The organism is Streptomyces finlayi, from assembly GCF_014216315.1.
In the GTDB taxonomy this organism is placed as follows: domain Bacteria; phylum Actinomycetota; class Actinomycetes; order Streptomycetales; family Streptomycetaceae; genus Streptomyces; species Streptomyces finlayi_A.
Map to the genome: position 1 here is coordinate 2,674,334 of NZ_CP045702.1, position 25,597 is coordinate 2,699,930.

A 25,597-nucleotide genomic window follows, 5' to 3' on the forward strand; every position below is an offset into this window, starting at 1 on the left:
CTTCGGCGGTGCGTTCCCACCGTGTGGTCGATCGGTGTTCTGCGTTCAGCCGATGACATCTCCTGGCGTGGAAATCACCTTAACGTCGATGCCCCTGTCCTCGAACATGACCCGCGCCGCCTCGGCGACCTTCGGATCGGACAGATGCCATTCGACCGGCTTCCCTCGTGCCGCGTCCAGCTGCCGCGTCGCCTGCTGAGCCCACCGGTCCGCGATGGAGGGGGTGAGTTCCCCGGTCTCGGCGTTGTAGAAGTCCTTGCCCGTGTAGCCGTACTTCGCCTCCAGGTAGGTCCCCCGCGACGAGTCCCAGCCGTCGAAGTCGACCGCCTTCCCGGTCAGCTTGTCGAGCTCGACCCGGTACTCCTTGCCTCGGCCCACGTTCGAGATCTGCTCCTGGTACCGGGCGCCCATCTCACTCGCGTAGCTCCAGTTACCGGGCTTCACCGACGTCCACTTGCCGTCACTACCGTCCCTGGTGCCGGCCCGCGGGTTCGTGAGGTCCTTGTACCAGGCGGGCTTCGGCTCGTTCCGGGCCCGCTCCAGACCGGCCTTCCGCTTGGCCGCTGCGGCTGCCTTCTTCGCCTCGTCGGCCTGCTTCTGCGCCTCCTCGGCCGCGGCTTTTTTCTCGGGGTCGACATCGCCGCAGTCCTCGGTGAGCAGCCCGACCGGGACGCGCGTGGAGGCCGCCGCGAGCGTGCCCTTGCCGGGACCGGCCACTCCCAGGCCGGCACTGCCGCCGCCGTCGTCGTACGGAATACGAGGCTTGCCACCGAGGCCGACGGTGCAGCCGGTGAGCCCGGCCTCTTCCGCCGCGTCGTCCGCGTGTTTCTGGGCTTCGTCGGCGGCGGCCTGCGCGCCGTCCACGTCTCCGTCCTTGGCGGCCTTCTTCGCCCTGCCTGCGGCGTCGGTGGCGGCCTGCGTGAACTCACCCAGCTTGCCGAGTTTCCCGAGCTTGCCCAGCTTTCCGAACTTGCCGATGAGCTTGGCTTCACCGTATCCGGGGATGAAGAGCGACCCGATGTTCCAGAGGCCGGTGCCGATCGCCTGGCCCTCGTCGCCGTTCTTCCACATGTCCCGGACTTCGTCGCCGATGAACACGTCGTCCAGGACCGTCACGCCCGTGCTGCCGGATGCCTTGGTCCAGTCCCAGACCGCCCCGAGGTAGTCGCCCTTGGACCACTTGCCGGATGCGTCCTTCGAGTCATCGGTCCATTGGTCGCCGAGGGTCCCGCCGTACTCCTTGATGCCTTCCCATGCCTTGATGGGGTGCAGGATCGTGTCCACGGTGCCGGTGACGTCACCCCAGAAGCCGTCGGCGGCGACGCCCTTGAAGAAGCCACCCGTCTGGTCCGCGGCGCAGGAGAAGAACGCTCCGACACCGGACGTGCAGCTCTCCTCGTCGCCGCCGTCCTCCTCGTCGCCACCGTCCCCGTCATCGCCGGCGCTGCCGCCGTCCGCCTCTTCGGAGGCGTCCACGTCGTCGCCGCCGTCGTCGACCTGGATGGCGTTGTCGCCACCGGAAGAGCCGGTGGAGCCCGTAGACCCGGTGGACCCGGTGGACCCGGTGGCCCCGGTGGCCCCGGTGGCCCCGGTGGAGGACTCACCGGAACCGGATGCCTCCCCGGACCCGCCGGAGACGTCACCGCCGCCGGAGTCCGCGCCGCCGGTGGTCGACCCGGTGGAGGCGGCACCGCCCGCACCCGACCCCCCGGTCGTCGCCGAGCCCTCCGTGCCGGTACCTCCGGTGACGGTCGCCCCGCCCTGATCCGTACCACCGCCGGTGTCCGCCCCACCGGTCTCTCCCCCGTCGCCGGCCACCACGCCGCCGTCGTCAGGTGCCGGGCACGCGCTACCGGTGACCTCGCAGATCGCGCTGCGGAATCCACCGGCCACCTGGCCGCCGATCCCGAGGGCGATCAGCCCGATGACGATCGCCACGACGACCAGCACCAGGCCCACGTACTCCGCCGTCGCCTGGCCGCCGTCCCGGCGCCACTTGATCATCCGTGCGAAGCTGAACGGCCGCCGTTCCGCCCGCTGCTCGAGCCGCAGGTCGAACCAGGCGCGCGAACCGCCCCGGAACAGCAGAACCAGCACGACGACGGGTATCACCAGCTGCGTGAGACCCCGCCCGCTGCCGGATCCACCCAGAGTCGCCAGCGCACCGAGGACGAACCACACGTGTACGGCGAGGAGCCCGCGCCGGACCCAGGGGCCACCGGTCCGCACGTAGAGCGACAGTACGAACCCGGCCACGCCCGGCAGCGCGGCGTACAGCAGCAGCCCGAGCAACTGGCCGTCCACGGCGTCGACCGACGAAGCGGCCATCAGGACGCCGATGCCGCCGACCGCCGTGACCACGAACAGCGCCCGCACGAGGAACAGCACCACGTACAACGGCCGAGGCAGGGACTGTCGGCCACCGGCGGGCCTGATGCCCGCGCCCGCGCCCACGCCTGCGCCCACGCCCGCTCCACCCGGAACTGCGAATCCCCCTGTGCCGGCCACGACGGACCCCCAACCGGTCGGCATTCAGCGGCAGTTCAGCCACTGCCGCCATCCGACCACGAGGCGCCGTCCGATGCATGGGCCCCAGGGCCCAAAGCGGGGCCCGTCCTATGGGCGTGGGTCTGCGACCGCCGCGTCGGCCCATCGCACCGCCAGCTCGCGCACCTCGGGAGGCAGCGCCTCGTCCACGGCCAGCCGGGCCAGCGCCTGGCGGCTCTCCGGGACCTCGGCGGTGTTGCGCAGCGCCCACACGGCGTACTCCGCTGCCATACCCCGCCGCGCGTACTGCTCGGCGAGTTCCGTGACTCCTCCCCCTCGTGGGCGAGGGGGCTTCTCGCTATGCCGGTTGGGCTTCGCGACGGACCAGCCCGGCCCGTAGAACGTTCAGGGCGCCCACCGTGTCGGCGTGCGCGGTGTGGCCGCAGACGACGCAGTGGAACTTCTCCTGGGTGAGCCGGTTCTCCTTGGCGGTGTGCCCGCATTCGGGGCACCGCCGGGAGGTGTTGCGGGGGTCCACGGCGATCACGTCCCGTCCGGCACTTTCAGCCTTGGCGTGCAGGATCGTCAGGAACACCCCCCATCCGGCATCGTTGACCGATCGGTTGAGTCCGGCTTTCGAGGCGGCCCCGTTGGGAAGGAAACTGCCTGGAGTGGCCGGGTCCGGCTTCGGCGCGGGGGCCTTGGCCATGTTGCGGATCTTGAGGTCTTCATGCGCGATGACGTCGTGTTCCCGCACGAGGGCAAGAGCCGTCTTGTGCGCGTGGTCCAGGCGCTGACGGCGCGTCTTGCCGTGCAGCTCGGCGACCTTCTCCACCGCCCGTCGGTGGTTGGCGGAGCGCTTGTTGCGGCGCACGCGGGGGAACCGGCCCAGGGCCTGCTGGGCGGCATCGAGCTTCGCGGCGGCGGTCCGGCCGTGGCGCGGGTTTGGTACGAACCCACCGTTGGAGTCAGCGAGGAAGTTGGCTATGCCCAGGTCGATGCCGACCACGCTGCCCGTTGCGGGCAGCGGTTTCGGTGCGGTCTGTTCGGCGGTCAGGACGACGAACCACTTGCGGCCCTGGCGCTTGACGCTGACGGTCTTGACCTTGCCGGCCACCGGCCGGTGCTGGTTGACCTTGACGTGTCCGACTCCTTGCAGGCGGACGCGGGTGACGGGGTCGTTCGGGGTGGAGTCCCAGCGGCAGCCGTCGCCGTCCCTGGGGAAGTCCACCGTGTCGAACCAGTTCGCCCCGCGAAAGCGCGGGTAGCCGGGCGTCTCCCCGGACTTGATGCGGCGGAAGAAGGCGGCGAACGCCTTGTCCAGCCGGCGCAAGGTGCTCTGCTGCGAGGAGAACGACCACCGGCCGTGACGGTCCGGGTCGAACGTCCGGATGTCCTTGAGCTGGGCGGACTGCTGCCCGTACTTGATGCTCGTCTTCGAAGTGTGCCGGTATGCGTCGCGGCGTTCCTGTAACGCCCCGTTGTACAGGGAGCAGTGATCCCGCAGCATCTCGCCCAGCGCGATCGCCTGGCCGACGGTGGGCCGCATGAGGAACTTGTACGCACGGATCACCCGGCCCACCCTCTTTTCCGCATCGGTTCGCTGAACACAATACACTTGGCGGATGTCACCACGCTGGGAACCAGACCTTGATGTCCGTCGAGGGAATCATGTTATCCACAACCTCCATGCTCACTTGGTGTTCGTCACCAAGTACCGGCGCGAGGTATTCGATGACGACATGCTGACCCGCTGTGAGGAGGTCATGCGGGATGTGTGCGAGAAGTTCGAGGCAGAGATGAAGGAGTTCAACGGCGAGGGCGACCACGTGCACCTGCTGATCCACTACCCGCCGAAGATCGCCCTGTCCAAGCTGGTGAACAGCTTGAAGGGCGTAAGTTCCCGATACCTGCGGGCGGAGTACACCGGTCGCATCAACCGCATCGGCATGGGGTCGGTCTTCTGGGCGCCCTCATACTTCGTCGGGTCCTGTGGCGGGGCGCCACTGAGCATCGTCAAGGACTACATCGAGAACCAGAAGCGACCGGCCTGACCGTTGGAACTGAGACGCAGGGACCTCCGGCGCTCCGCGCCTTCGGCCCGAGGATCGCATTCCCGCCCGGCCTGAAGGCCGGGATTCCCTGCGAAGATCAAGGGATGGACGCCACGGAGACACCGAACACCGAGTGGATCACTGTCGCCGCCTTTGAGAACCTGCCGGGCTGCCCACGGCCGATGGCGGCCGTACGCGCTTGACTGCGTGACCGCGGCATCGACTGGATGCCCTTCGGCTCTGATGAGATCCAGTGGGATCTGGCCTGCGGTAGCGGTCCCGGCGGCCACTGGCACGGCTGGTTCGACATCCGCGTCCAGGACGACGCGCTTCGGCGGCTCGGTCTGCACCCCGACCAGCCCACCGCGGGAGTCACCGGTGCGTCTCCACCAGGCTGGTGGCATGCGGCCGCAGAGCGCAGCCTTCACCGGCGCACCGGAAGGGAACTCCGAAACATCTCCTGCTGAGCGTCGTTCTCCGCCCGCACCCAGGCCGGTTGCGCTTCGCTCAATGGGGGGTCGAACCCTTCGGGGAGCATCAGCATGAGCGGCTGCGGCCACACGCTCTCCGGCCCGTGCCCTTGGCAGTGAAGGACGATGAGATGCGCGCCTTCCCCGCAGTACTCGTGCCAGTGGACACGGTCGTGCGTCTGGCAGAAGTACGTGAACCGTGAGCAGTCGTCGTCATCCCCCGGCTCGTGGAAGCCGGGATCACAGACGATCGGGGTCACCGGTTCCCGCACGTTGTCCCGGGGAATGGGCCGGGGTCGCACCATTGCAGTCGGGGAGAGAGCACGAGTCCAACCTGCACCGCTCGACGTCCCGCCCGGTACGGTCACCCCATGTGCTTCTACGCCATGCATGGCTACAAGCTGCACTACGTGTGCCTGTCGTGTCGCGTCAGCTTCAAGCAGCACGGGGATACACAGCGGAGTCGTCCGTGCCCGAACTGCACCGTGCCCCTCGTCTGCGCTGGACGCGACTTCGCTCGGCCGCCCAGGCGCGATCTCCGCGGATGGTCTGTGGTCGCTGCGGTCCTGGGCGAAGGGCTGCGCTACGAAGGCCGGTCGGCCTGCGGGTGCGGCAGCGAGCCCAAGTACCGTCCCCGCACCCGCGCCGAACTGCGGGTGCGGCAGATCATTGCCACGAGGCACGGCCTGCCGTTGGCCGAGACCTTGGCCCGCCCGGACCCCCTGTCTCCGACGGCACACCTTCAGTAACGTCAGTACGTCAGCACTCATCAGCACTCAACGGGGCATGACGACCCAGGACTTGTACCCGCAGTGCGGGGCCGACGCCCTGCACACCCCCCACTCACCACCCCAGTCGTCGACGACGGCGGCCAGTAGCCACAGCGCCCTGCGGCGCCGCTGCGCGCACAGCTCGGTTGCGCCCGGGCCCGCGTGGTCGGGGTGCTGGTCCCAGACGAGCAGGCGCAGTGCGTCTTCGCGGTGCCGGAGGGAGAGGTAGAGGTCCCTTTGCGGAGTGAGCGTTGCGTTGACCGCTACCAGTTCTGACGCAATCTGAGCGGCGGGCCAGGTGTAGGAGGCGAGCCCGTGCGCGTGGAGGGCGGCGGTGACCACGGCGCGTGCGATGGCCGCACTGCGGGGGTCTCCGGGCAGGGTGAGGCTGAGGGCCAGCCTGTTGCCGGAACGGCGCTTGGGGTACGGGGCGGGGTGCGGGTTCGGGCCGGGTGCGGGCTCCTCGGGTACGGGACAGAGTGCGGCGCGCGGAGATGGAGACATGACGGATTCCCCTTGGAAGGAGGGTCTGTTGGAGGGGTTCTCTTTCGCGTCGGAGCGCACGAGGTGCTCGCGTCCTACCGGATGAGTAGTGGCCTGTCTCCCTGACGCGGGCCGGCCTCTCCCAGGGCAGGAGAGTGCGGGCAGGACCGCGTGATGCACTTCCGACCCATCCGAGCGTGAGCGGTGCGTCACTGAATGTAGCCCACTGCTGGCACTCGTGTCACAGGATGGGAGGCAATTACCTCCCCCTGCTGGACTGGAGGTCCTATCCGGCGGCAGACTGTGCCCATCCGCCGGTGAAAGAAGAGACCCATGCCGAGCAGTTCAACTCCGACAGAGCGCCAGAAGCGGCTCGGCGCCGAACTGCGGAAGATGCGCCTCGCCGCCGAGGCCACGACGTCGTACGCGGCCGGCCTGCTGGGCGTCGACCGAACGAAGATTTCCAACATGGAGGTCGGCGTGCGGCCTGTTGCCGCCGATCGCGTCCGCACCCTCGCCTGCAATTTCGCCTGCGCCGACAGCCATTACGTCGAAGCGCTCGCGGCAATGGCCGAACAGCGTGAGCGCGGGTGGTGGGAGCAGTATCGGGGCTCCCTCCCGCCTGGGCTTCTGGACATCGCCGAACTCGAATGGCACGCGATGCGCATCCGTACCGCACAGACCGTGCACCTCCCCGGCCTGCTTCACACCGACGGCTATGCCCGGGCGGTGTTCGGCGCCGTGCTGCCCGCTCTGTCACGCCTGGAGATCGAGCTGCGGGTGGCCCACCGGATGGAGAGACAACAGGTGCTCGAACGGGAAACCCCGACCGAGTACGTGGGGTACGTCCACGAAGCCGCTCTGCGCATGCAGTTCGGCGGTCGGAAGGTCACTCAGGAGCAGTTGATTCATCTGTGCGAGATGTCCGAGCACGAGCACATCGAGATCCGGGTCATTCCCATCGACCGCGGGGCCTTCCCCGGTGCCGGACACGCACTCCTCTACGCCCACGGCGTGGTGCCCCAGCTGGACACAGTGCAGCTCGACTCCGCCCACGGCCCTGAGTTCATGCACGCCCACGCGCACCTCACCAAGTACCGGGCGCACTTGGATTGGATGGAGGAGGCCTCGCTCCCCTCCACGGAGTCGCGAGACTTCATTCGCACCATCTCACTTCAACTCTGAGGAGTCCGCTATGGCCGAGATCAACTGGGAAGAGCCGTACTGCGGGGAGGGCAATAACTGCTTCAGGCTCGGAACGGACGATGCGGGCAACGGCTTCATCGCCGTTCGGGGCGAAGAGGACTTCTACCTCACCGACACCCGCGAGGCACTTCAGCAGATGATCCGCGACATAAAGGCCGGCAAGGCCGACCACCTCCTGTGACTGCAAGCGCCCGGCACCGCGGCCTGGTCACGGTGCCGGGTCGCAGCAACTCGTGGTCTTGGCCGCCCTGGGATTCGCCCAGCGGCCCCCACGACGACGAGTACCGGTCCGGGCCGGGCCCCGCTGGGCCGTCCATCGGCGGTAGCGGTCCTCAGCAGGCCAGGCCGGGGCTCCCCCGGCGTCCGCCGGACCCGGGAGGTACCTTGCCGCCATGTGCATCTCGACAGGTGAGGCCGCGTTCTCCGGCACGATCGTCTACTGCGGGCGTCAGCACCACCGCGTGCACGGCCTCGTCCACGTCCTGGGATACCAGAACACGGCCGTCAACTTGGCGGACGGCCCGAATGCCATGCTGCTGCACCTGCCCACCAGGCAGCTCACACCCCGGCACTTCCTCTCCGTCGGGCGCGCCGGCGACATCCTGCACCGCATGGTCGCCGCCGTGGAAGACGTCGCCGCCGCAGACGACGGCATTGCGTGGATGAGCGCGGAACCGCAGCCCGTCCAGGTCTTCGACCATGACGTCTACACGGTGCTCCTGGCTGACGACCCCACCGCGATCCCCGCCGCGCTGTGGCAGGTGCCGCCGCACCGGCGCCCCGGTCTCGACCCGGATCTCCTGCACTTCTACGCCGACCATTTCCCCGACCACACCATCGTCGTGTGCTGCTTCGACAACGCCGACGCGCAACGCGCCAAGCCCCTGCTGCTGTGGTACCCGCCCCTCGACCCCGACCGGCTGACCGTGCCGGCCCTGGACAGCCATACGGGTAGGGCGCCGGACCTCGACGCCACCGTGCCCGTGGACCACTGGGTCCTGTTCTCCACCGACCAAGCCCCCTCCGGCTGGGGCGCACCCGTCGTGCACCCCGGGGACATGCGCCACCGACTGCGCGACTTCCTCCCCACCGCCGTCGTCGGCCGGCACTACGGCCGCGGGCAGACTCTGCCCAACGGAGACTTCACCATCAGTCACCGCGACCTGCTCACCGGCGACCTCGACCGCATCGAGCGCCTGCAACCGAACCGCCGCTGAAGGATCAGGACGGGCGGCAGGTGGCACGCCGGCCGAACCCGACAGCTGGGTTGCGCGTGTGCACCCGGGTCGGGGTGGGCGCCGTTCCGGTCCTCGCTCTGGAGGAGTCGTTCGGTTCACCCCCTGTTATGGTGCGCCGATGTCATCGATCAAGCAGTTCCAAGTCACCTTTGACTGCGCAGAACCAGAGCGCCTCGCTCGTTTCTGGTGCGAGGTGATGGGGTACGTCGTATCGCCGGTGCCGAAGGGGTTTGACACGTGGGACGACTACCATCGCTCGTTGCCGCCTGAGCATCAGGTGCAGTGGTTCTCCTGCATTGATCCCTCAGGTGTGGGCCCGCGGCTGCTCTTCCAGCGCGTTCCTGAAGGCAAGGTCGTCAAGAATCGGGTGCATCTCTGTGTGCGGGCCGGCACCGGGCTCGTGGGTGACGAGCGCCTCGCCACGCTCCAGGCCGAGTGCGCACGACTGGGTGCGCTCGGCGCGGTACACGTGCGAACGCTGCTTGCCGATGGCACCAACGAGTCGTGCATCGTGATGCAGGACATCGAAGGCAACGAGTTCTGCCTCGACTGAACATCCTCGATCCGGCGAGGGCTGCCCTCGGAGCCTTCGCCTTGAGCCTTCGCCTGCCCGTACGCCTGCGATCTGCCGTGACCACGCCAACCATCACGGCGGCGACACACGTGCCGCCGCCGTGATGTCGTAGGATCTCGCGATCCGTGACATAGCCGTGAATCGCTGACCTGGGACGATGTTCTCCGTCTCACGGCCGGATCTTCAAGATCAGTCTCGGAGTGCCGACGGATCCACCGTGGGCTGATCGTGGCTCGAGAGTCAGGCCTTGCCAGCCGCGGATACGGAGCTACGGAGCCCGGCAAGGCGGACCACCTTCTACAGGCGGCCGAGAGCCTCTTCGCTCACGCCACGGTGTACTCGGTGTCGCCGAAGTCGGCGACGACCCGGAGCCTGCCGCCGAGCGCCTCCACGTAGGACCGGAGGGTCGCAACCTCGGTACGGTCGACCTCACCGTGCTCGATCGAGGAAACGCGCGGCGCCGAAACCCCCATGACCACGGCAACATCACGCTGCGTAAGAGCCTGGTCGCGCCGCACCTCGGCCAGCTGATACGCCCGCACCTCGGCGGCCAGCCGGTCCATGGCCGCCTGCTTCTCCTCGGCCGTACGCACGGGCAGGCCCGCCGCGATACGACGCTCCCGCGCCTTGCGCTTGGTCTCCTCCCAGCTGACGCTGCTCATTCGTACTCCCTGGAGTCGAGTTCGGCGAGATGGCCTTGATAGCGTTTCTCGGCCAGCGGGATGTTGGCGTCGTACCAGCCCTGCCAGTCGCCGGCCTTGTCCCCAGCCACGAGAAGCGCCGCGCGACGAATCGGGTCGAAGGCAAAGAGGATGCGGATCTCCCCGCTCCCGGACGACCCGGGCCGCAGCTCCTTCATATGGTGCTGTTCGGCACCCTTGATCCGGTCGACCAGCGGCCGCCCGAGTGTCGGCCCGGTCGCAGCCAGCACGTCGATCGCATCTTCCACCTGTTCCGCACTGTCCCAGTCCTCGTCGACCAGTGCGTCGTACCACGCGGCGACCTCGGCCACCAGAATCACTTCCCATTGAGCCACGCCACGACTGCGAAGTTAACGCAAGCGTTAACCTCGGGGAGCGGGATCAGGGCAGCTCACGCCTTCGAGTGAACCCGTGCGGCATCCAGCGAGTCTTGAGACCCGGCATCGGTGCAAGATCTCGCGCTCGCGTCATAGAGAACAGCTCTGACCAGCAGGTTTCTGAGCTGGCCCAGCCCGTTTCCGGGTGCCCGTGTCTCAGGTCCGCGGCTATTCCTCAGAACCGTCATCAGCAGCCGTCCGTACCGCCCACTCACGCACGGTCATCGCATGCTCGATGCGGCTGACGATGTCCTTCTTGGACTCGGCGTCCAAGGTCTCCGGGATCTTGTCGAAGGTGTCGGGAAGGACGTCGAGCAGACCCCAGACAAGATGAGGTAGACACTGCGGCACGGTGTCGTTTAATCGATGCGGAGAAGGCATCGGATGGTAATTCTGCAGGTCACAGCGTTGCACTTCTATGCCGTGTGCTGAGAGTACCCCGTTCCACCTACTACGCGCAACTGGCCGTCTCAGCTCCGCTGCATTTCCTCGCTGTTCGCCGAGATGCCGCCGGACGAGCAGGCCGCTGACCTGCGTTGTCTCACCGCCCGCTTCATAAGTGCAGTCGATATGAAGCGGGCGGTGAGATTATGAAGCTGGATTTGAGACGCTACAAGATGTTGTTCCGGCTGAGATCAGCGCTGCGAGCCCTCCGCGCGGGGGAAGGAGACCTCCACCCGGCGGTTCTTCTTGCGGCCTTCTTCGTTGTCGTTGCCGGCGATCGGGAACTGCTCGCCGTAGCCACGGATCTCGAACGTGATGCTGGTCCCGGTCAGCGCCTTCTGCAGAACACCGTGCACGGCTTCGGCACGCTGCTTGGAGAGGACGTCGCCGTGCGCGGACGAACCGAGATTGTCGGTGAAGCCGAACACCCGGACCTTCTTGGCGTCCTGCTTCTTGATCTCCTCGGCGATTGCGTTGATACGACCGTTGGCCGCAGCACTCAGCTTCGCGCTGTCCTTGCCGAAGAGCACTTCGGCCTGGAGCGCGAACTTGATGTCCGCGTTGGTGTCCTCGCGGCGCTCCTCGCCTCCGAGGTCTTCCACGACGGACTTGATGTCGAGAACCTTGGGGTCGGCGAGCGTGGCCCCGTCGGGCAGCTTCAGATCTGAATCGTTCGGATCGACCTTGACCGGTGCTTCCGCCGAAGCGGACGGATACGGGCTGTCTTCGGCGAAGGCGTTCGGAGCCGCTCCCACTCCGAAGGCCAGCGCCCCGGCGAAGACAGTCATCGCCAGCCGGGCTCGAGCCCGCTGAGAACTACTGGTGGCTGCGCTCATCACGAGATCTCAATCGTGGCGTTGGCGAAACCGGGGAACTGGAGGTCAACCTGACTCGTCGACTGCGCCGGAGCGGGGAACTGCGCGAAGAACGTGAGACTCTTACCCGCCTCGATGCTCGGGGCAAAGCCACTCGTCGTCAGCGGCCGGTTGTCCGTATCGCGGAGGACGTAATAGCGCTTCTTCTCCTGCGAATCCACCAGTGTCATAGCTGCGAGCGATCGGCCGGTGGCCGCGACAGCCTCTTCCGCACCGCCCCAGTTGAGCGGAGTCGTGTACAACGCGCTGCTCGTGTTCTTGAGCTGTCCGTTGACCGTGAGGAAGCCGCCCGAATCACGCTTTGCCGAGTTGATCACCATGTCAACGCCGGCGTCGCCTTTGACCGTCACAAGGACCGTGCTGGTGTCCGGAACAACCTCGCCGCCGCTGCTGCCCTTGTCGGATTCCGACGGCGGAGTGGACGCCTTGGACGCGACCGTCTTCGGCTCCTTACCATCGTCGCTGCCGCAAGCAGTCGCCGACAGGGCGAGCGTCGCCACCATCAAGGCGGCAACGCCCGCTCGGCGCATGGTCCTCACGTGCGGATTACTCATCGGTCCAGTTCCTTTGCGTTCGATCGTGGTCAGTCGGCCAGACGTACAGTGAAGAGCTCGGTCATCTCCGGCAGGAGCGCCAGGTCCTTGGGGTCGATCACCCACACCTTGTTGTCACAGGCGAGCGCACCGGGCGACGGCGACGTCAGATCCGGGTTCGGGATGAATTTGCAGCGAGGATCGACAACAGCCACCGACGTCGCCTTCGCCCGCTTACCCTCCGTGCCCGGAACCAGGTTCGCGCTCATCCCCTTGTTGGACCTGACGCCGACCGTGAACCCCCAGCGGCCGTCGAACAGCATGCGGCAATCGACGCTCACGGCGTCGTTCTTTCCTGCGAACCAGGACGCCTTCGCACACCCGTTGTGGGTTCCGGGATACGGCCCGTTGAACACGAGGGTGAGGTATGCCCTGTCCAGGATATGGGCCCGCAGGTCCACCGCTTCCAGACTGCGGGACTCCTGAGCCGCCGCCAGCGCGGCGGCATCCGACGCGCTCTGGGCCCCGTTGCGCCTGACGTCGGCTTCACCGAAGGCAAAGAAGATCAACGCAAGAAAGAGCAGGCCCACCACCGCTGTGATGTACAGCGGTGCGGCCTGCCCTGACTCGTAATCAGCCGACTGGCTCACCTGCCAAGAACCTCGTTGATCTTGGCGGTGAACTTGTCCCCGATGGAAGCGCCCAGGTTGGTGTTGATCAGCGCGATCACGATCGCCACCACCAGGATGGTGATACCCACGTACTCGATGGCGCCCTGGCCCTTGTCGCTCCGCCGCTTCATGGCCTCGACGGCGGTGTTCTTCCAGCCGTTGACGTAGGTCTGCGTGGTGGTGGCGGCCTTCAGGGTGATGTTCGACATGGTGTTCCCCTCCGAGTTCGGCCGACCGGGGATCGGCCGACGCTGCTGCGTACGTTTTCGTATCGTCCGCGCTTCCGGCTTCCTCCTGGCCGGTCTCACTTTCGACATGAGAAACGTACGTCGGGGAGGCACTCAGCCGCATGGGCCTTCGGGCCCAACTACGGGCCCAAGCCGCCAGTTGGGCCTTCGGGCCCATCGTCGTGTCAGCCATGCCTCGTCGACCCCCCGGACGACATGCGGTGCCAGACGGCGATGGCCTCGCCCCGGCTGCCGGCATTCAACTTGGCGAAGATGCGGTTGATGTGGTTCTTGACAGTCTTCTGGCTGATGAAACAGGTGGCCGCGATCTGCTGATTGGTCATGCCCGACGCGATCAGGTCCATCACTTCCACCTCCCGTTCACTCAGCTCGGCGATCATTCCCTGGGCCGCAGGCGCGGGAACCCCTGTGGACGAATGTGCCATAGATGGTTGCGTAAGCGAAGACCTTTGAGAAAATCGTGGCGCGGTCAACTCGCCCTGTACCGCCCTACCCTGCGGGCTTTGTGCCGCACCGGGCATCGATCGCCCCGGGGCCTCATGTGCGGATGCAGACATCGGGGCCGGTGGTGCGGCGGGGCGGTAGCCCGGGCCGCTGAACGCCGTGCCAAGGCCCTCCGGCAGTGGCTGCCCGCCCTGGCCAGGGCCGCCGCCCCCACCCCGTACCGATTCGCGGAGGGCGCTGGAGGCGGAGTGGGTGAAGTGGGCCCGGCCTTCCTTCGTGTCCCGGACGGCCGCCACCAGCTGGTCGGCGGTGAACTCGCCGTGCACCAGATAGCCGCCGGCGCCCAGGCGCAGGGCCTCGTGGACGATCTCGCTCTCGCGGCTGTACGTCATCATCAGGACCGGAGCCAGGCGCACCAGGTGCGGCAGGGCCGAGATGCCGTCCACTCCGGGCATTCGGACGTCCAGCAGGACGACGTCCGGCCGGTGCTGCACGGCCATCTCGTAGGCCTGACGGCCGTCGTTCGCCTCCGCGACCACGTCGATGTCGTCACGGCCGTGGAGCAGGACGGTCAGCCCCGCGCGTACGACCGGGTTGTCGTCCGCGACGACGACTCTCAGTGGGGCCGACGCCGGCATCGTGTTCGGGCCAGGGAAGGCCGGGAACTCCGTGGATGCCGTCGGTGCGGGGGGACCGGAGGTGGGTGGGGAGCTGAGCGGGCTGGGACGCGAGGACGTGTGCTGCGAGACATGCGGGTGCTGTGTCCACTGTTCTCCGGAACTACGGGAGATCTCGTCCGGCATGGTGCGGCCTCCTCTCTCAGGGTGGGGACTGTTGGTACCGCGGTTGGGTCAGTCGGTGTCAGGGCGCTTGCGTTGGCCGGGTATCTGCGGGAGCGGTGGCAGATACCCGGGTGGTGGGGCGGGAAGAGCCGGTGCGGGTGGTGCCAGGTCCATCGCCGCGAGCGACAGGTCGAGGCGGACCTCGGTGCCTCGTGCGGCATGGCCACGGCCGATGCGGATGCGGGCTCCGATGGAGGCCGCGCGCTCGACCATGCCGACCAGTCCGAAGTGGCCGGCCTTGCGGAGGTCGGCCAGTGAGGTGCCCGGGGGCAGGCCGTCCCCGTCGTCGTACACGCTGATCCGCACGGTGTCGCGGACCAGGCCCGCGGAGACGTCCACATAGGTGGGGTGGGCGTGCCGCTGGGCGTTCTCCATGGCCTCGGTCGCGATGGTGAGTGCGTGTCGGGCCACGGCGTGCGGGATGAGGGGAACCGGGCCGGTACCGAGCGTGCGGAAGACCGCTTTGACGCCGTGGCGCCGCTCGAAATCGGCTGTTCGCGCGCGGAGTTCGTCCATCACGTCGACGCCACCGTCCAGACCGGACTCCCGCCGGAGATCGGAAAGGAGTTCCCGGGACTCGGCGGCGGCCCGGCGGGCGGCGCGGGCCACCAGTTCCGCCTGGTGTTTGACGGTGAGCGGGTCCATGCGGTCGGCCGTCCCGGCGAGTCCGTCGGCGGCCATCGCGAGGCCGTGCAGGGTCTTGGCGACGGAGTCGTGCATCTCGCGGGCAAGGCGGGCCCGCTCCTCCTCCACCGCGCTGTTCACCGCGAGACGCGCCCGGGTGTCCGTCAGTGCCTGGGACGCGGCGCCGAAACGGAGAAGCAGGCCACGCAGCGTACTGCCGACCGCCCCGGCCATGATGCAGAGCCCAGCGATGAGGAGCGCCGAGGAGTCAGCTTCCACCTGGTCGCTGATCCCATAGGCGGCCGCCAGCAGGAGCGTCTGCAGGACAGCGAAGATCGCGCTGCCACGCCAGCCGTATACGAGGCCTGCGAGCAACGGAGTGCAGACCGTGACGTACGTGAGGGTGGAGCCCGGTGTGGCGGCGAACAACAGGAGTGCACCGAACAACATGTCCGCCGCGAGCAGGGAGGGATGGCGCAGGAGGATCGGACCGAAGCGTTCCCAGTCCCGCATGAGGGCGTACGAACCCATGACGGTGACGAGCACCGCCGCTCCCACCAACCAGCTGCCGAGTCTGTCCTCCACGCTCGCAAGCGCGAAGGGAGCCGCGAGAGCCGTCATCGCGAGGCGGAAGCCGAACAGCTGACGGCAAAGGGCCTGCAACGCGTTCACCTGGATGGGCAGCGCCGGTACGTGGCCCGGCGTGCTCCCGGCCGTGGTCGCGTCGGGTCCGCCGGTGAGTGCCGGTCCGGTCTGTCGGGTGCCCAACGGCCTTTCACCTCCTCGTCAGCTGTCGGGTGGGTACGGTCCGCACACGTATCGCTCAGGCCCCGAAGACATCCCCGATGCTGACGTCGGCCGCGTAGTAGAAGCCGACGGCGATCAGGATCATCGTCCCGGGCAGCATGAAACTGGTGACGATCAGCGTCGCTTTGGGTACTGCCTTGGATGCCTTGCGGCGGGCGTTCTGAGCGTCGGTGCGGCGCATGTCGTTGGCGATCTGGATGAGGGTGTCGACGATCGGGGCGCCGAGCTCCTCGCCCTGCTGGAGGGCTGAGACGAACATCGATACCTGCTCGGACTCGTTCCGCTTGCGGAGCTGGTCGAAGGCGTCCCTGCGGCTCACGCCCATGTCCATCTGTCGCAGCGTGATGCGGAGTTCGTCGGCCCAGGGACCCGCGTACTTCTCCGTCACGCGCTCAAGTGCCTGGCGGAAGCCGAGTCCGGCCGAGACGACGACGGCAAGGACGTCGAGAAAGTCCGGAAGGGTGCGGTCGATGTCGTCCTTGCGCCGCCTGATGGCCGACACGATGATCACGTCGGTCCAGAAGAAGCCGTAGACGGCCATCATCGCCGCGAGTATCACCTGCCCGTTCATCAGCATGGCCAGAGCCGCAATGGCTCCCAACCCGCCGTAGACCGCCCGCCGTGCCGCGTAACGGTCGATCGTCATACCGCCAGGGTTACCCGCCATGTCCAGCTTGCGCCGGACCTTGTCGACCCGCTTGGGGCCCATCATCCGCAGCACCCGGGGCGCGTACCGCATGCCCATGCGGTCGATGGCGGAGCCGGTGGCCGTGGTGCGGGTGGCGCCGACCTCCAGGGCGAGGGCCATGTCGCCTGGGAGTTTGGCTTCGGCTCGGTACATGCGGATGCCCTGGAAGGCTCCGTATACGGCGAGTCCGAAGACGGCCGCGATCAGAAGGTCCATGGTGTGTCCTCTCTCCTCGTTCCTGAAGGGGCCGTCGGGTTCAGATGCGTACGCGGGTGAGGCGGTTGATCAGGAAGAAGCCCAGGCCGTAGAGGCCCGCGGCGATGAGGACGGCGATCCGGCCCGGCGTGGCGGTCGTCATGTCGTCGAGTGCTCCGGCGCGCATGCCGTTGATGATCAGCAGGAAGCCCATACCGAGGACTGGCACCGCGACGGCCGTCACCTTCACCTGGGACAGCAGGGTGGTGACCTCGCGCCGGGTCTCCTTACGTTCCTCCAGCGTCCCCGTGAGGTTGCGCAGCGACGAGACGATCGTGCCGCCCGCCCGGTTGGAGAGGATGAGGGTGGAGACCAGCACGGTCAGTTCGCGGGAGGGCAGCCGCTCGACGAGTTCGTTGAGCGCGTCGTCGAGGGAGTGGCCCACGGACAGCCGGTCGGCGACGCGGCGCAGCTCCTCCTTCGCCGGGTCGTCCAGCTCCTCGACGGCCATGGCGATCGCCGTACGCAGAGCCAGACCGGCCTGGGTGGCGTTGGCCAGGACGCGGGTGAGTTCCGGCAGCTGGTTGATGAACGCCTCGGTGCGCTTGGCCCGCTGGTAGTTGAGGAAGGCGTTGCCGCCCCAGAGCCCGATGAGGGCCGCGAGCAGGCCGAAGAACGGAGCGAAGATCGAGCCGACGACGAAGTAGAGGCCCAGCAGTGCGGCCACGACGTAGACGGCGTACTCGCCGGGTGTGAGGTCCAGGCCCGTCGCCGAGATCTTGCGCTCGATCTTCTTGCCGAGGCCGGTCCTGCGCAGCCGGCGGTCGATCCCGCGGAACCGCCGGTTGCGCCCGCCGATCGTGATCTGCCCCGTCTGGGACATGCGGTCGAACAGGATCTGCCGCTGTGCCTTGCCCGAGGAGTAGGTGTGCACGCCGAGGACGGCGAACAGGCCGGCGAGCAGCGTGACGCCGATCGTCAGGAGCGGGAGATTATCCATGGCGGGCGGGGACCTTCTCGGTGGCGGCGGGCAGGGCGGCGGGCAGGGAACAGCGAGCGGTGTTCAGGTCTCAGGCGGCGGATCTGCGCATGATCAGCTGGTCCTCCGACTGGGCGACGCCGAAGGCGGCGGGGATCGCCTCGCTCGTCATGTAGAGGCGTTCGGCGACCCGGCGGGGCAGCGGGTAGTACTCGAAGTTGCCGTGGACGCGTCCGTCGGCGGCGACCGGAAGGGACTTGAAGCGGCAGACGGAGACGATGCGGTAGTCCTCGCGGCCGTGCGAGTCGACGACGGCGATCTCGGTGATGCGCCGGGAGCCGTCGGCGTGACGGGTGAGCTGCACGATCACGTCGACGGCGCTGTTGATCTGGTCGTGGATCGCCACGAACGGGATCTCCACCTCGGACATCGAGCTCAGCGTCTGCAGACGCATGAGGGCGTCCTCGGCGTTGTTCGCGTGGACGGTGGCGAGCGAGCCGTCGTGGCCGGTGGACATGGCCTGGAGCATGTCGAGGGTCTCGCCGCCACGGACCTCACCGACGATGATGCGGTCGGGCCGCATGCGCAGGGAGTTGCGGACCAGGTCACGAATGGTGATCTGGCCCTTGCCCTCGACGTTCGACGGGCGGCTCTCCAGCGTGATCACGTGGGACTGCTGGAGCTGGAGTTCGGCGGAGTCCTCGATGGTGACGATGCGCTCGCCGTTCGGGATCAGCCCGGACAGGGCGTTGAGCAGCGTCGTCTTCCCGGTGCCGGTGGCTCCGGAGACGATCACGTTGAACTTGGCGCGGACGAGTCCCGCCAGCAGCATCAGCATGTGTTCGTCGAGCGAGCCGAGGCCGATCATCTCCTGGAGCGTGAAGGCCCGGGGGAAGCGTCGGATGGTGAGGATGGGGCCCGTGAGGGAGAGCGGCGGGATGATCACGTTGACGCGTTCGCCGGACGGCAGGCGGGCGTCGACCATCGGGTTGGCCTCGTCCACACGTCGGTTGACCGTGGAGACGATGCGCTCGATGGTCTGCATCAGCTGTTCGTTGGACGAGAAGCGCATGGGCAGGAGTTCGAGGCGACCGCCTCGCTCCACGTACACCTGGTCGGGTCCGTTGACCATGATCTCGCTGATGGACGCGTCTTCGAGGAGCGGTTCGAGGATACCGAGTCCGAGGGCCTCGTCGACGACCCGGCGGATGAGCTGCGAGCGCTCCATGGAGGAGAGGACGGGGCCCTCGCGGCTGATGATGTGGCCCAGTACGCGCTCCAGGCGCGCCCTGCGCTCGGCCGCCGCGAGGGCGGACATCTCGGCGAGGTCGATCTCCTCCAGGAGCTTGGCACGGTAGACCCCGACGAGACGGCTCTCTTCGCTGAGCCCGTTCGTCGGCTCAGGGCTCGTGATGCGCGCCCTCAGGCTCATGTCCTCAACTCCTCGTGGTGGTGCGGTGGTACGGAGATCAGCCGCGCGGCATGGTGGCGTGTTTGGTGACGTCCCCGAAGTCGAACATCGGGATCACGGCCGGGATGTCGATCCGCACTGTCACGGTCACCTCGTCGAAGCCGGGCCGTACGGTGACGTCGGCGTCGTCGGCCAGCCAGCCGCTCATGGAGGCGTACGCCGCCGACCGCCCGTCCATGGAGGCGCGGTCGTACGACTCGACGCGGGCGCCCGATCGTGCGGCCGTGCCGGCCTGCTGGGCCGCGTACACCGCGATGCCGAGCTGGACCACGGCCATGGCGACGACCAGGAGCAGCGTGAGCACGCCTACGTACTCGATGGCGGCCTGGCCCTTCTGCGCACCCTCGCGGGCCCTGTGCACTCGCGGGCCGAGGTGCGTTGCTCGGGTCACCATCCCCAGCTCCTCTCCAGGTTGGCCGATGCCTCGCCGGACAGCGTCATCGGCAGGTTGAAGGCCCCGGGGAAGAACAGCGGCACCTCCACTTTCACCTCTGCCGTCATCAGGTCACCCTCGGGACGGCAGACGAAGGTCGCGTCCCAGGCGCCCGGCAGGTCTTCCCGGCCGGCCTGTTCGCAGGCCGCCTGCGCGCCGCCCCTGGCTGTCGTGGCCGCCGTGACCGCCTTGTCCGCCGCGTTGCCCGCGAGCATGAAGGTGTAGCCGACCATGGCGGCCTGCCAGAGCAGGGCGAGCGTGATCAGGATCAGTGGGAGTGTGCCGGTGAACTCGATGGCTGCCTGACCGCGGTCGTCACTGAGCCGGGTGCGCCCGGCGGACGCCTCGTCCTCAATCGCCGGTCGGGCTTGATGTGGCTGAGCCGGATGTGGTCCCACCGATCCCCCTCGGTCGTATCGGTCGTATCGCTTCGGTCGTCACGTCGAGCATCACTTCGAGCGCCCCCGCCTGCCGCCGATCGAGCCGCGGTCGCCCTTGAACTTGCCCTGCTTGTCCGCCCCCGCCGCCTGCTTCACCAGGCCCAGGTCACCCGCCAGGCCCCACAGGGCCTGCTTCACCGTGGACTTGGCCTCCAGGTCCTGCATGCGGCCCGCGTCGACCACCGCCTGGAGTTCCTTGAAGTTGGCGGGGATCACGATCCGGGCGACCTTGGTCGCGGTGATCCGTTCGATCAGCGGTGGCTGGATCTCCGTGTTGCGGGTGTGGCGGTTGACGACCGTGATCGTCTCCTCCGCCTTGCGGATCTGCAGCCGGTCCCAGAGGCGCACCATGCGCTTGGCGGCGCGGACCGTCACCACGTCCGGCGTCGTCACCAGGAGCGTGCGGTCCGCCATCTCGATCGCGGCCGCGTTGGCCGTGTTCATGTGCGTACCGCAGTCGATGATCACGATCTCGAAGCGGTGGCGCAGGGCGCTGACGGTCTGGCGTACGACCCGGTCGCTGACCTCCTCGGCCCGCTCCCCCTCGCCCGGCGCGAGCAGCAGACCGATGCCGCTGTCGTGGTTGTAGAGGGCGTCCTGGAGGACGCGCGGCGAGATGTCCTGGATGGTCGACAGGTCGACGATCGACCTGCGGAACTGCACATCGAGGTACGAGGCGACGTCCCCGGACTGGAGGTCCAGGTCGACGAGAGCGACCGTGTGCCCCGACGCCTTCGCGGCCAGCGCCAGCTGGACGGCGGTGACGGTCGCGCCGACTCCGCCCTTCGCGCCGCTGACCGTGACGACGGTGCCGCTCGGGCCGGTGAAGACGTCCGCGCCCGCGCCCAGGTGGCGCCGTACCCCGACGGACCAGCCCGCCGCGGCCTGAACGCGCTGGGCCAGTTCCTCGTACGAGAGGGGGAGGCCGACCAGGCCGCGGGCGCCGGAGTCCATGGCCGCCGAGTAGAGGCCGGGGCCCACGTCGGCGGTGACCAGCACGACCCCGACCGCCGGAAAGCGCAGGGCCACCTCCCGGATCAGTTCCAGGGCCGGAACCGGACCGATCCGCTCGTGCACGAGCACGACCTCGGGCAGCTCGTCCAGGGACTCGGCGGCGAGCCGGGCCAGGGTGTCGAGCAGCGTGGTCGAGTCGCCCAGTGGCCCGGCCGGCTCCGCGTCGGGAAGCTGGCTGAGCAGTGTGGTGATGGATCGGGCGGCGTCGGCATCGCCGACAGCCGGGAGGATTCTTGTGCTCATCCGGCCCTCACTTGTTCTTGTCTTCGTCGAGGCTGTAGCTGCCCTCACCCGGACGGAGTGTGGTCGGACTGTTCTCCGGCAGCAGAGCCAGCCGTACGTGCTCGGCGAAGGACTCGGCGTAGGCGACGCGCTGGGCGTCGGTGGTGTTGAGGGCGAAGGTGATCGGCACGGCCTCGGTCGGACCGGCGCCGCGGTCGTTGCGCTTCGGGTCGAGGGGGGTCAGTTCGCCCACGTCGAGCACCCTGGCGTTGGCCACGATGACGCGTGAGGTGGACTTCTCGCCCTCGTCCTCCCCGGCGAAGGTCGCGAAGATGTTGACGAGGTTGCCGGGGTTGATCTTGCCCGCGACTCCGGTCGCGGCGTCGATCATGATGGCGATCTCCTGCTCACCGCTCCGCAGGACGGGACGTTTGACGATCATGTCGTCCTGGAGCAGGGAGCCCCCGTGCAGTTCGGTGACGGCGATCTTGCCGTTGACGACCGCGAGGTCGGTGACCGCGTTGTCGGACAGCCACCGTTTGGGCATCTCTATCTTCTCGAACTGGCCGGGGTTCAGGGACGTGTAGGGCGCGATGTTCGACTTGACCTGGTACGCGGTCACTTCCGGTCCGACCTTCGAATTCACATCGCCGATCACCGAGAGCACACCGGCGAAGGCGCCGAAGGCGCAGAGGACCGAGAGGAGCAGAAGGATGACGCCGCGGCGTTGCCGTGAATTCATGAGCGGAGCAACCTCGTTGGGAGACGTGGGCCGATGGTCGACGGGGAGGGGCGGGGGCGTTTCGTTCGGAATTGCCGCACAGGAACCCGTGCCGGGCCACTGAGGAGTACGGCAGCCGGACTCATGACCCGTGGCGCATGGGAGTTCCTTGGTTGAGGACACCGGAACCATTGGTTTGGTTCTGCTGGGCCCTCAGCGGGGCCGAGCACAACCCGCAGCGGTCGCCGATGAGTTCATTGCCGCACCAGCTGCAGATCTCCCTGCGTACGGAGGCGACCAACTGGTAGACGACCGAGATGTCGGGCAGGAAGGCGGCGAATTCGATCATCTTCGATGTGCCCCACCAGCCCGGTGAATCCGAGGGGAGCGGGGTCTCGTGCACGGCCTGTACCTTCCAGGCGGGCGCGATCGTCTCCTTCACCCACTCCGACTGCAGCTGCCCCTTCGCGACCAGCAGATGGGTCCCGAACTCGGGCCCGGCCAGCTCCTCCGCCGAGCCGATCTTGATCAGCTGGGGAGTGGGGTTGGCCAGCACTCCGAACTGTGATCCCGGCACCCACGACTTGGCGTGTGCCTTGAGGCTCACGGGCACCCGGTCGAGCTTGGTGACCGTGCTCAGGAGCGCACCGGCGTGGATGTAGTGGGAGAGCAGCCTGGCCGACGAGGCGACGACCCCGGCGCTGAAGTCGCAGATGGACAACTGCCGGAGCTGGCGCACCAGCACGGCGACGCCCAGCGGTGGGAGGTCCACCTTGAGCAGCGCGATGCGGTCGCTCTCCAGCATCGACCGGATCATGTGCAGCCGTCGCTCGTGGACCTTCGCGATGTTGGCCGGGTAGACGGCGATGACGTAACCGTGCTGCTCCAGAAGCAGGTTCATATCGTTCAGCGCCAGTTCCAGCGGCTGCGCGTCCGGAGCGTGCAGGAGCGCCGCGGTGGGCGTCTGCTGGTCCGTGGGCGGAAGCACCAGGTCAGCACTGGTCACTGCTATTGCGGTCGGCACGCTTTTCCCCGTTCGGCTCCGGCCGCCGCGTACCGCCGGCCGCAATCGCTCTCTGCTCCGTGCTCCTGCCTCAGCACTTTAACGACGTACGCGGAGGCAGAGAACACCTTTCAGTGCCCAGTAACGCAGGACACTGCCCGTACGCACAGGGTGTTCAACCCCAAATCGGCCCAACTGGCTGGTAGTTAAATTCCGTACCAGACGGCCCGTCAATCGTGCTGCTCCAGGAGAATGCCTGATCCCTTTCGGGTTTACGGGCCCAGAGGCCGGGGTTGGGCCCGGATTGGGGTCCCAGGACCCACGCTCGCACACCCTTCACTTCCGTAATCTCCGGATCCGGCCGGCCGTCGCAGCCGGAGGCGAAGGGGGCTCCTGGAATGGATCAGATCGGGCGAATACCGTCGGTCAGCAGACGCGGGAGCGGCAGGAGCTGGTACGGCCTGCCGCTCGACGACCGGGGTGCCACCGCCACGGAGTACGTCGGCATGGTCGTGGTCGTCACCTCGATCGTCGGCGCGCTGACGGCCACGGGCCTCGGCGGGCGCATCGCGGAACGCTTCAGGTGCGCCGTCTCCCTCGGCGAGTGCGGTGGCGGCGGGAACGAGGCGGCCCCCAGGACGGACGCGGACTACGAACCGCCGCTCTGTCAGCTCTCCTCGATCTCCGACAAGGCCGGCGCCAAGGCGAAGGTCCTGTTCATCGAGTGGGGTGAGGAGTACGGGTTCCAGCAGCAGACGTTCCAGTCGAAGACCGACATGAACGGCGACGGCAAGGTCGACGGCGACGACCAGCAGGTCACCATGACGTTCACCGACGCCGCTTCGATCGCCGCCAAGAAGGACTTCAAACCGGGTCTCAAGGTCGGTTCGTTCGGCTCGGACAAGGTGGAGCTGGGCGCGGGCATCAAGGTCACCAACGGTGACACCTGGGTGTTCAGGAGCGAGGAGGAGGCCAAGTCCTTCCGTGACGACATCGAGAAGCTCAAGACGTACGAGCTCGCCAACCGGCACGCCAACGCGGAGGGCGCCGGCCTCGGCAACAGCATCCTGTACATGTTCGGCAAGGGCCCCATGGCCGAGGAGGAGAAGCTCCGCAAGAGCATCGACGAGAAGCTCGGCAACCGGCACATCAGTTACGGCAAGGTCGGCATCGACGCCAGTGCGTCCGCCGGTATCAAGATCGGGGCCGGCGACGACAAGAAGCTGAGCGCGGCCCTCGGCGGCAACTTCAAGTTCTCGCCCGAAGTGACGTGGACGGACAACGACTTCAAGGGCACCAAGGCGTACACGTACTCCGCGGCGATCGAGTACGGCACCAAGGTGGGGTACGAGGCCGGGCCGGTCAGCGGCGACGCCTCGGCGTCGACGACCCGGACCGGGTCCATCACGGTCACGCACGACAAGAAGACCGGCGAGCTGCTGCGGATCGACATGACCCGCACGGTGGAGAAGGGCACCACCAAGGACGGCGCCAAGGTGGGCGGCGACAACGGGAAGTCCGGCGACGACAAGCGGGGCGGCAGCGGTGGGATCAAGGGCGGCGGCGAGGACACGGGGATCGAGGTCGTCACCAATTCCGTCGTGCTCAAGCCCGGGCCCGAAGGGGACGCCGACCGGAAGACCGCGCAGGAGTGGCTGGACGGCAACGGCCAGTACGGCCAGCCCTTCAGCTACATGTTCGACGCCCACGCGCCGACGCAGCGGCCCGGGGACGACGACAGGTTCGGTCAGCTGCTCTTCGACTCCGGACTGTCCAGCAGGACGACGTACACCGGCGAGACCAACGCGGCGGAGTACGGCTTCGAACTGAACCTGGGGCTGAGCCTCGGCTTCTCGGTGTCCACCGAGAAGAAGGAGGAAACGCTGAACGACGCGGAGTTCCTCGGGGCGCCCAACGGTGGCAGCCGAAGCTATGTCCCGTACAGCTACTGTGCGAACTGATCACGGCCGACAGGAGCCAGCCATGAGCACTCTCACGAACCGCCTGATCGCAGGCACCGCCGTCCTCACCCTGGGCCTGCTCACCACGGGGTGCGGGGACGAATCCGCCACCGGCGCGGTCCCCGAGGGCTGGGGGAAGCTCACCACCCCGGCCGTCTCGGTCGCCCGCCCCGCCGCCTTCGAGGAAGAGAGCGGCGCCGAGCGCGGCCAGTACAACGCGGCCGCCGCGCGGCTCACCGAGGACGGCACAACCGTCGGCACGATCACCGTCCAGCTGGACTTCACCCGTGCGGACACGGCGGAGGAGGCCGCGATCGGCGCGGAGGCCGGGGTCGCGCTCGGCGCCAGACTGAAGAAGCAGTCGGACGTCGAGGTCCACGGCCCGCAGGCGGTGCGGCACGCCAAGCGCGTGGACTTCACGTTCACCTCGGGCGGGGACGCCGGGACCCCGGCGAAGGGCACGCGGGTCGCGGGTGTGATCATCACCGGTCTCGACTCGCAGAAGAAGACCTACGCGGTCCGGATCGACGCGGCCGAGGGACGTCTGTCCGCGTCCGACCTGGACCGGATCATCGAAAGCATCACGGTGAAGTAGCCCGTGACACCGACACGGGAGTGGACG

At 67.8% G+C, this 25,597-nt stretch carries 29 protein-coding genes; 8 read left to right on the forward strand and 21 right to left on the reverse strand.

Translation table 11 applies throughout. The features are described from left to right. Positions 1–45: 45 nt before the first annotated feature. The 3 genes from F0344_RS11995 to F0344_RS12005 form a co-directional block, all read right to left on the reverse strand. A complete protein-coding gene (locus F0344_RS11995; RefSeq protein ID WP_308460965.1) occupies positions 46–2,466 on the reverse strand; it encodes a Tox-REase-5 domain-containing protein in 2,421 nt (806 codons plus the stop codon). Positions 2,467–2,616: 150 nt separating this feature from the next. Continuing rightward, positions 2,617–2,778 (reverse strand): hypothetical protein, encoded by a 162-nt coding sequence (locus tag F0344_RS12000; RefSeq protein WP_185298771.1) that lies wholly within the window; start codon positions 2,776–2,778, stop codon positions 2,617–2,619. 67 nt (positions 2,779–2,845) lie between these two features. Continuing rightward, positions 2,846–4,060: an RNA-guided endonuclease InsQ/TnpB family protein gene (locus F0344_RS12005; protein WP_185298772.1), complete on the reverse strand. Its 1,215-nt coding sequence runs from the start codon at positions 4,058–4,060 to the stop codon at positions 2,846–2,848. 52 nt (positions 4,061–4,112) lie between these two features. Here F0344_RS12005 and tnpA point away from each other — a divergent pair, with 52 nt between their 5' ends. Both tnpA and F0344_RS35675 read left to right on the forward strand, forming a co-directional pair. Further along, entirely contained in the window at positions 4,113–4,541 is a 429-nt protein-coding gene (gene tnpA, locus F0344_RS12010) for an IS200/IS605 family transposase (protein WP_185298773.1), read from the forward strand. A 227-nt stretch (positions 4,542–4,768) separates the two neighbouring features. Continuing rightward, on the forward strand, positions 4,769–5,008 hold the full coding sequence (locus F0344_RS35675) for a hypothetical protein (RefSeq protein ID WP_258049882.1): 240 nt from the start codon (positions 4,769–4,771) through the stop codon (positions 5,006–5,008). A gap of 779 nt (positions 5,009–5,787) precedes the next feature. On the opposite strand, the gene F0344_RS12015 is transcribed toward F0344_RS35675, so the two are convergent. Further along, on the reverse strand, positions 5,788–6,285 hold the full coding sequence (locus F0344_RS12015; RefSeq protein WP_185298774.1) for an ATP-binding protein: 498 nt from the start codon (positions 6,283–6,285) through the stop codon (positions 5,788–5,790). Positions 6,286–6,597: 312 nt separating this feature from the next. Between F0344_RS12015 and F0344_RS12020 the strand changes: the two genes are divergently transcribed. The 4 genes from F0344_RS12020 (at position 6,598) to F0344_RS12035 (ending at position 9,261) form a co-directional block, all read left to right on the forward strand. After that, positions 6,598–7,449 (forward strand): helix-turn-helix domain-containing protein, encoded by an 852-nt coding sequence (locus F0344_RS12020; protein ID WP_185298775.1) that lies wholly within the window; start codon positions 6,598–6,600, stop codon positions 7,447–7,449. A gap of 10 nt (positions 7,450–7,459) precedes the next feature. Next, complete coding sequence (locus tag F0344_RS12025; RefSeq protein ID WP_185298776.1) at positions 7,460–7,651, forward strand: hypothetical protein; 192 nt, start codon at positions 7,460–7,462, stop codon at positions 7,649–7,651. 211 nt (positions 7,652–7,862) lie between these two features. Then, positions 7,863–8,687 (forward strand): hypothetical protein, encoded by an 825-nt coding sequence (locus tag F0344_RS12030; RefSeq protein ID WP_185298777.1) that lies wholly within the window; start codon positions 7,863–7,865, stop codon positions 8,685–8,687. A gap of 139 nt (positions 8,688–8,826) precedes the next feature. Continuing rightward, complete coding sequence (locus F0344_RS12035; protein WP_185298778.1) at positions 8,827–9,261, forward strand: VOC family protein; 435 nt, start codon at positions 8,827–8,829, stop codon at positions 9,259–9,261. Positions 9,262–9,605: 344 nt separating this feature from the next. Here the strand turns inward: F0344_RS12035 and F0344_RS12040 are convergent, their stop codons facing one another. The 17 genes from F0344_RS12040 to F0344_RS12120 all read right to left on the reverse strand — a co-directional run bounded on the left by F0344_RS12040 (position 9,606) and on the right by F0344_RS12120 (position 23,017). Then, on the reverse strand, positions 9,606–9,944 hold the full coding sequence (locus F0344_RS12040) for an XRE family transcriptional regulator (RefSeq protein WP_185298779.1): 339 nt from the start codon (positions 9,942–9,944) through the stop codon (positions 9,606–9,608). Then, on the reverse strand, positions 9,941–10,318 hold the full coding sequence (locus tag F0344_RS12045; protein ID WP_258049884.1) for a type II toxin-antitoxin system RelE/ParE family toxin: 378 nt from the start codon (positions 10,316–10,318) through the stop codon (positions 9,941–9,943). Before F0344_RS12045 ends, F0344_RS12040 begins: the two co-directional genes overlap by 4 nt. A gap of 210 nt (positions 10,319–10,528) precedes the next feature. Further along, positions 10,529–10,711 (reverse strand): hypothetical protein, encoded by a 183-nt coding sequence (locus F0344_RS12050; RefSeq protein WP_258050329.1) that lies wholly within the window; start codon positions 10,709–10,711, stop codon positions 10,529–10,531. A 284-nt stretch (positions 10,712–10,995) separates the two neighbouring features. Then, positions 10,996–11,640, reverse strand: a complete 645-nt coding sequence (locus F0344_RS12055; protein ID WP_185298780.1) for an OmpA family protein — start codon at positions 11,638–11,640, stop codon at positions 10,996–10,998. After that, the gene (locus F0344_RS12060) at positions 11,640–12,233 is read right to left on the reverse strand and encodes a hypothetical protein (protein ID WP_185298781.1); all 594 of its coding nucleotides are present in this window, start codon (positions 12,231–12,233) and stop codon (positions 11,640–11,642) included. The genes F0344_RS12055 and F0344_RS12060 overlap by 1 nt, the downstream gene beginning before the upstream one ends. Before the next feature lie 29 nt (positions 12,234–12,262). Further along, positions 12,263–12,862 (reverse strand): pilus assembly protein TadG-related protein, encoded by a 600-nt coding sequence (locus F0344_RS12065; protein WP_185298782.1) that lies wholly within the window; start codon positions 12,860–12,862, stop codon positions 12,263–12,265. Further along, positions 12,859–13,092: a hypothetical protein gene (locus F0344_RS12070; RefSeq protein WP_185298783.1), complete on the reverse strand. Its 234-nt coding sequence runs from the start codon at positions 13,090–13,092 to the stop codon at positions 12,859–12,861. Before F0344_RS12070 ends, F0344_RS12065 begins: the two co-directional genes overlap by 4 nt. 203 nt (positions 13,093–13,295) lie before the next feature. After that, positions 13,296–14,378, reverse strand: coding sequence for a response regulator transcription factor (locus tag F0344_RS12075; RefSeq protein WP_185298784.1), 1,083 nt, complete (start codon positions 14,376–14,378; stop codon positions 13,296–13,298). Positions 14,379–14,426: 48 nt separating this feature from the next. Beyond that, the gene (locus tag F0344_RS12080; protein ID WP_185298785.1) at positions 14,427–15,809 is read right to left on the reverse strand and encodes a sensor histidine kinase; all 1,383 of its coding nucleotides are present in this window, start codon (positions 15,807–15,809) and stop codon (positions 14,427–14,429) included. A 55-nt stretch (positions 15,810–15,864) separates the two neighbouring features. Continuing rightward, complete coding sequence (locus F0344_RS12085) at positions 15,865–16,752, reverse strand: DUF5936 domain-containing protein (RefSeq protein WP_185298786.1); 888 nt, start codon at positions 16,750–16,752, stop codon at positions 15,865–15,867. Between the two features lie 40 nt (positions 16,753–16,792). After that, positions 16,793–17,731, reverse strand: coding sequence for a type II secretion system F family protein (locus F0344_RS12090; RefSeq protein WP_185298787.1), 939 nt, complete (start codon positions 17,729–17,731; stop codon positions 16,793–16,795). 70 nt (positions 17,732–17,801) lie between these two features. After that, on the reverse strand, positions 17,802–19,142 hold the full coding sequence (locus F0344_RS12095) for a CpaF family protein (protein ID WP_185298788.1): 1,341 nt from the start codon (positions 19,140–19,142) through the stop codon (positions 17,802–17,804). A 37-nt stretch (positions 19,143–19,179) separates the two neighbouring features. Further along, entirely contained in the window at positions 19,180–19,575 is a 396-nt protein-coding gene (locus F0344_RS12100; RefSeq protein WP_185298789.1) for a TadE/TadG family type IV pilus assembly protein, read from the reverse strand. Beyond that, positions 19,569–20,012: a TadE family protein gene (locus F0344_RS12105; RefSeq protein ID WP_258049887.1), complete on the reverse strand. Its 444-nt coding sequence runs from the start codon at positions 20,010–20,012 to the stop codon at positions 19,569–19,571. Before F0344_RS12105 ends, F0344_RS12100 begins: the two co-directional genes overlap by 7 nt. 51 nt (positions 20,013–20,063) lie before the next feature. Then, positions 20,064–21,311: an AAA family ATPase gene (locus F0344_RS12110; protein ID WP_185298790.1), complete on the reverse strand. Its 1,248-nt coding sequence runs from the start codon at positions 21,309–21,311 to the stop codon at positions 20,064–20,066. A gap of 7 nt (positions 21,312–21,318) precedes the next feature. Further along, positions 21,319–22,032 (reverse strand): Flp pilus assembly protein CpaB, encoded by a 714-nt coding sequence (gene cpaB, locus F0344_RS12115; protein WP_185298791.1) that lies wholly within the window; start codon positions 22,030–22,032, stop codon positions 21,319–21,321. A gap of 121 nt (positions 22,033–22,153) precedes the next feature. After that, entirely contained in the window at positions 22,154–23,017 is an 864-nt protein-coding gene (locus F0344_RS12120) for a hypothetical protein (RefSeq protein ID WP_185298792.1), read from the reverse strand. Positions 23,018–23,412: 395 nt separating this feature from the next. On the opposite strand from F0344_RS12120, the gene F0344_RS12125 reads away from it, so the two are divergent. Further along, complete coding sequence (locus tag F0344_RS12125) at positions 23,413–24,975, forward strand: hypothetical protein (protein ID WP_185298793.1); 1,563 nt, start codon at positions 23,413–23,415, stop codon at positions 24,973–24,975. Positions 24,976–24,997: 22 nt separating this feature from the next. Next, positions 24,998–25,570, forward strand: a complete 573-nt coding sequence (locus tag F0344_RS12130; protein ID WP_185298794.1) for a hypothetical protein — start codon at positions 24,998–25,000, stop codon at positions 25,568–25,570. The last annotated feature ends 27 nt before the right edge of the window (positions 25,571–25,597 follow it).